The sequence below is a fragment of the Corallococcus llansteffanensis genome (assembly GCF_003612055.1).
Taxonomy (GTDB): Bacteria; Myxococcota; Myxococcia; order Myxococcales; family Myxococcaceae; genus Corallococcus; species Corallococcus llansteffanensis.
In genome coordinates this window covers 1-5,362 of sequence record NZ_RAWB01000633.1, presented here as the reverse complement: position 1 = coordinate 5,362, position 5,362 = coordinate 1, and the positions used below count along the sequence as shown (strand labels likewise).

Sequence of the window (5,362 nt, the reverse complement as noted above, 5' to 3'; positions counted from 1 at the left end):
GGCAGGGTGGGGCGCCTCCAGGCCATGGCGGCGGCTTCCCCGGTCCGTTCCAGGGCCCCGCGATGCCGGGCCGCTCGCCCGCGTTCGGTGAGGCGCAGCCGCAGCTCAACGAGGCTCCGCCTCCGGGCTACTTCGCGGCGCTGCGACCCATGGGGCTCCTGGGCAGCCGCTTCCACGTCTGCGAAGGGCCCGGGGGCACGCTGGTGGTGCTGGATCCGCACGCCGCGCTGGAGCGCGCGCGCCTCACCGCGTACCTGCGCCGGCTGGACGACGGGGCGAAGGCGCCGCCGCCGTCGCTGTTCGGCACCACGGTGGACCTGTCCCTGGCCGCGGTGAAGTCGCTCGTGGACGGCCGCGAGGCGCTGCTCATGCTGGGCGTGGACATCGAGCCCTTCGGTGGCACCGCGATCGCGCTCAAGGCGGTGCCGGCGGGCCTGGAGGGCGTGGATGCGCGCGCGCTCCTGGAGGCCCTGTCGCGCGCGCTGCCACCCCGCAGCGCCCCGCTGGACGTGACGAGCCTCGCGGAGGCCGTGCGCGTGATGGCGTGTCACGCCGCGCGCCGTGCGTCCTCCTCGCCGCTCACCGACGCGCAGCTCCGTGCGCTTCTGGGCGAGCTGGACCGTGCGGACTTCACCCCGCCGTGCACGCACGGCACGGTGGTGGTGCTGGAGATGCCGCTGCTGGAGCTGGAGCGGCGCGCGCGCTGACGGCGCGTCAACGCCTCGCGTCGAATCGCCTCGCGTTCGTCAATCGTTGTCGCGTCCAAGCGGATTTGACTACCCTCCGGCGCGCCTCTCTCCATTCCTCGCACCGGGGGTTTCCATGTACCGCCTCATGGCTTTGCTCGTGAGCTTGAACCTCGCGGCCTGTGCGCATTCCACCGCGCCTTCCACGCCCCCCGCGGCCCCCGCGCCCCAGCTGTCCGCCTCCGAGCGCTCCGCCCTCGTCACGAAGGCCGAACAGCGCATCGCCGCCAACGCGCCGGCCGAGGCACTCCCGTTCTATCGCCAGCTCTGGGACGCGGGCGAGCGCAACCCCGCGATGCTCTACAACGCGGCCTGCGCGGCCTCGCTCGCCGGGCAGAAGCCGGAGGCACTCCAGTGGCTGGAGCGCGCCGCGGATGCGGGGCTGGACGACGCCGAGCACCTGACCCAGGACACGGACCTCGTCAGCCTGCGGGACGAGCCCGCGTTCACGCAGGTGGTGGCGAAGGTCCGGGCCACCGACGAGAAGAAGAACGCCGCGAAGGAGCCCGCGCTGCGTGACGAGGTGCTCCAGCGGATGGCGGTGGACCAGGAGGTCCGCCGCGCGCTCTTCGAGGGCGGCCAGAAGCCGTCTCCGGAGAAGCTGGCGCGGCTGAAGCAGGTGGATACGGACAACACCGCGTGGCTGAAGGGCGTGATCGCGAAGCATGGCTGGCCCGGGCGCACGTTGGTGGGCGAGCGGGCCTCGAAGGGCGTGTGGCTGATGGTCCAGCACGCGGACCTCGACCGGGGATTCCAGAAGGAGTGCCTGGCGCTGATGGAGAAGGCGCTCGCCAACGGCGAAGCCCCGAAGAAGGACTTCGCGTACCTCACCGACCGGGTGCTCGTGGGCGAGGGCAAGCCCCAGCGCTATGGCACCCAGTTCACCGAGAAGGACGGGGTGATGGTGCCCCAGCCCATCGAGGACGCCGCGCAGGTGGATGCACGGCGCGCCTCCATGGGGCTCGACACCCTGGAGGCGTACGCGGCGCAGATGCAGCGCACGTTCTCGCGCCCCGCCTCCGCGACGCCCCTCCCCCTGAAGCAGTAGGCGCTGGCAGCGCTCAGGCCTTCGCGGCGAGCTGCGCGCGCAACTGCCGCTCCTTCTCCATCAGCTCGCCCGTGGGGTCGCTGGGCGCGAAGTCCTCCGCGGCGGCCACCTGGCGGATCTCGATCTCCCCGTCCACGAAGGGCACGCGCCGCGCCCAGGCGATGGCCTCGTCCTTCGACTTCACCTCGAGGATCCAGAAGCCGGCGACCAGCTCCTTCGTCTCCGTGAAGGGGCCATCCACCACCGAGGACTGCTTCGCGGAGAAGCGCACCCGCGTCCCCTTGGAGCTGGGGTGGAGCCCCTCGCCCGCGAGCAGGATTCCGGCCTTCACCAGCTCCTCGTTGAACTTCCCCATGGCAGCCAGCTCGTCGTGGCTCGGCAGCACGCCCGCTTCGCTCTCCTTGCTGGCCTTCACGATCATCATGAATCGCATGTCGGTCTCTCCTCTTGAGGGGCCGCAATCAGGGCCCGGGTTCAAGGATGCGACGAATGGGGCGGCGGGAGATCGACACGCCGGATTCTTCCCGGAAAATTGACGCGGGAGGGCTCGGGGCTACCGTGACACACATGCCTGTAGCACCCACCGGGATGCTCCCCCGTCTGCCCCTGCTCTTCGCTCTCGCCGCCGCGCCCGCCCTTGCCCAGGACGAGGGGCGCGAGGACTCCGCCCCGGTCAACCTGGACGGCGTGGGCCGCATCACCGTGGAAGCCGGCTACCGGCTGACCTCCAACGCCACGCTCCACGACTCCTGGTACGGCGCGAAGGGCCCCGGCGCGGGCCTGGAGCGCGCGCCGGAGTCCACCGGGGCCCCGGTGGGCGCGTTGACGTTCGCGTACGCGGTGACGGACCTGGTGGAGCTGGGCATCGACGTGTTCGGCACGACCCAGAACCTGCGCCTGACGGAGGCCCTGGGCGACGGCACCACCGTGTCGCGCAAGGTCAGCACGCTCGCCTATGGCGTGCTGGTGGGCCTGCGCTTCCAGGGCGTCCTGGACGTGGGGCCGCAGGGGCTGGTGCCCTTCGTGGGCGTGCTCACCGGGCCCACCGTCATCTCGTCCAAGCGCGAAGGCTCGAGCCTCCAGGAGAACGTGGGCCAGGCGTGGGCAGGGGCGCTCGGCGCCACGCTGCGGCTGTCGTCGAAGTGGGGAATCACCGCCGAGTACCGCCTGATGTTCCTGCGCGGTCCGGTGGAGTCCCCGAACACGACCACCGCGCCCGGCCCGTTCAGCTTCAGCAGCGGCGGCAACTGGTTCTCCCTGGGCGTGACTTATACGTTCCCACCGGATCCTTCGCGACCGATGCCGACGTTCTAGCGAGCGTTCGGGCCTGGAGATCAGGGCAGGCAGGCACGCAGGCATCCAGGCGGTCGGGGAATGACGTGCATGCAGGGCTCTGTTGGGGAGCGGAAAAAGAACCCGCCCCTCATCCAGGAGAGTCCCCTAGCATGCGTGAGTCGGCCGAAGTCATTTCCGGTCCCAGGAAGATGTCCATGCCCCCCTCTGAACAGCCGAAGACCGATCTCGAGAAGGAGCTCTCAGAGCTCCGCCGAGAGGTCATCGAATCGCGAAACCTCGTCATCAAGACGGACAACCTGCTGAAGAACCTCCATGCGGAGGTGAAGGCGGTGGGCAAGCGTCACGAGGACTTCCAGAAGCGGCAGTGGATCTCCTCGGCGGTGGCCTACGCGCTGTTCGCGATCCTGGCGGTCGGTGGCGCGGTGCTTGTCAGCGGTGCGCGCAGCTCCAGCTCCACCAACGAGCGCGAGCGGCTGGAGAAGCAGGTCGCGGACCTGAGCGGCCAGTTGGAGAAGCAGCGCGGGGACACCACCGCGCACCTGACGGCGCAGCGCGCCGCGGGTGAGGTCTACAAGATGATGACCACGCTGCCGGGCGACGAGCGCCTCAAGGGCATCGACGCGCTGGTGAAGCTGGACACGCAGCGCCTCTCCACGCTGGAGCGCCAGGCCCTCAACGACCGCGCCGCCTCCCTGCGCCGCGAGACGGGCGACGCCGCCTTCGAGCGCGGGAAGATCGCCTTCCGCCGCAACGACATGGCCGCGGTGGTGGAGGACCTGTCGCGCTTCCTCGCCATGAACCCGGCGGAGGCGGACGCGCTGGACGCGTCCTTCTTCCTGGGCACGGCGTACAACCAGCTGCGTCAGCACGACAAGGCCGTGCCGCTGCTGGCCCGCTTCGTGGACGGCGACAAGAAGTCCAAGACGCGCGACTACGCCATGCTGCTGCTCGCCCAGTCGTACCAGGAGACGGGCCAGTTCGATAAGGCGGCGGACACGGTGCGCGACGCGCTGGCCACGTACCCGGCCACCCAGTACCTGTCGCAGTTCCGCGGCCGCCTGTCGTCCGCGAAGCGCGCCGCCGCTGGTGGGGACGCCGCCGCGGTGCCCGCGGGCGCTCCGGCCGCCGCCCCCCCGGCCGCGCCGGCCGCGCAGACGGCCGCGCCCGCCGGTCAGTAGTGCTCTTCCGGTGCGTGGGCGTCCCGGGGTTGTCCCCTGGACGCCGCGGATGACGGAGTGATTGCCACCCGGGGTCCAGGGTCGTAAGACCTGGACCCCGTGTCCGCTCCCGAACCCCGGAAAGACCCCCGCTTCCGCCGCTTCCGTGGCGCCGCGTATGGGGTCCACATCACGCTGTCCACGTTGTTCTCGCTGTGGATGATCTGGAACGTGGGGCACTCCGTGGCGGCGATGACGCCCGAGCGACCCCCGGCAGTGACTCCGCCGCTCACCGTGCGCGAGTGTCTGGACGCCGCGGATGGCCACTGGAAGGACCTGGAGGCGGAGCGCGAGAAGCTCGTGCACGTCCTGCCCGCGCGCAAGGTCGACCAGGAGTGGATGCGCTACCGCAGCGAGTGGCTGATGCGCCTGCGCAAGTCGGAGTCCGAGTGCGCGCTCGACTCGCGCGACCCGGCCCGCGTGGAGCTGCGCGCGGTGTACCGGCAGCTCGCGAAGGTGCAGGACCTCTACACCATCCACGCGGTGCAGTACGCGGGCGAGGTGGGCGGCGCGGTGGACGCGCTGCACGCCGCCTTCGACAGCGCGCGCCGCGACGCCGGCCGGCTGCCCTGAAGCTCGGGCGCTTGCTCCGGCGCCGGCTTCAGCGCGTGGGCAGCACGGTCGAGTAGCGCCCCATGCTGTCGGACACGGTCTGCGCGAGCAGCAGCGACGTGGGCCGGCCCGCCACCGTCACCACGCGGAAGAAGCGCACGGAGGCGTTCGCCGCGACGTGGTCCGGCGCCAGCGCCGGGTCCAGGGGAAGGGTGATGCTCCCGCTCAGGGAGCGGCCCCGGGACAGCGTGAAGGGCACCAGCTCCAGCTTCTGCTCCTGCTGGGTCCTGGGCGGAACCGTGACGAAGCGGCTGACGCGCGGCAGGTTCTCCCCGGGCAGGAAGTCCAGCCGGTATTCGCCCGGGTCCAGGGCCAGGTTGAAGCCCCCCAGGGCGTCGGTGGTGGAGGGGGCCTCGAAGCCCATGGGGGGTTGGGGCCAGCCCTCGAAGGCGCCCACCGGCTCCACCACGAGGCGCACGCCCGACGCCGGGCCGGAGCTGTCC

6 protein-coding genes and 1 pseudogene are annotated in these 5,362 nt (G+C 71.2%); 5 read left to right on the top strand and 2 right to left on the bottom strand.

Annotated elements, in window-relative coordinates:
• A partial coding sequence (locus D7V93_RS36920; RefSeq protein WP_504739592.1) for a DNA mismatch repair MutL family protein occupies positions 1-707 on the top strand: 707 nt, incomplete at its 5' end.
• 127 nt (positions 708-834) lie between these two features.
• The gene (locus D7V93_RS45440; RefSeq protein ID WP_158623946.1) at positions 835-1,794 is read left to right on the top strand and encodes a DUF6624 domain-containing protein; all 960 of its coding nucleotides are present in this window, start codon (positions 835-837) and stop codon (positions 1,792-1,794) included.
• A gap of 13 nt (positions 1,795-1,807) precedes the next feature.
• Here D7V93_RS45440 and D7V93_RS36910 read toward each other — a convergent pair whose 3' ends face one another.
• Complete coding sequence (locus tag D7V93_RS36910) at positions 1,808-2,227, bottom strand: YciI family protein (protein WP_120647816.1); 420 nt, start codon at positions 2,225-2,227, stop codon at positions 1,808-1,810.
• A gap of 155 nt (positions 2,228-2,382) precedes the next feature.
• Here D7V93_RS36910 and D7V93_RS36905 point away from each other — a divergent pair, with 155 nt between their 5' ends.
• The 3 genes from D7V93_RS36905 (at position 2,383) to D7V93_RS36895 (ending at position 4,880) form a co-directional block, all read left to right on the top strand.
• A complete protein-coding gene (locus tag D7V93_RS36905) occupies positions 2,383-3,108 on the top strand; it encodes a hypothetical protein (protein WP_120647815.1) in 726 nt (241 codons plus the stop codon).
• A 131-nt stretch (positions 3,109-3,239) separates the two neighbouring features.
• Positions 3,240-4,268 (top strand): tetratricopeptide repeat protein, encoded by a 1,029-nt coding sequence (locus D7V93_RS36900; protein WP_120647814.1) that lies wholly within the window; start codon positions 3,240-3,242, stop codon positions 4,266-4,268.
• A 99-nt stretch (positions 4,269-4,367) separates the two neighbouring features.
• On the top strand, positions 4,368-4,880 hold the full coding sequence (locus tag D7V93_RS36895; protein WP_208723276.1) for a hypothetical protein: 513 nt from the start codon (positions 4,368-4,370) through the stop codon (positions 4,878-4,880).
• A 28-nt stretch (positions 4,881-4,908) separates the two neighbouring features.
• On the opposite strand, the pseudogene D7V93_RS45435 reads toward D7V93_RS36895, so the two are convergent.
• Positions 4,909-5,362: pseudogene (locus D7V93_RS45435) on the bottom strand (carboxypeptidase regulatory-like domain-containing protein); the annotation flags it as partial.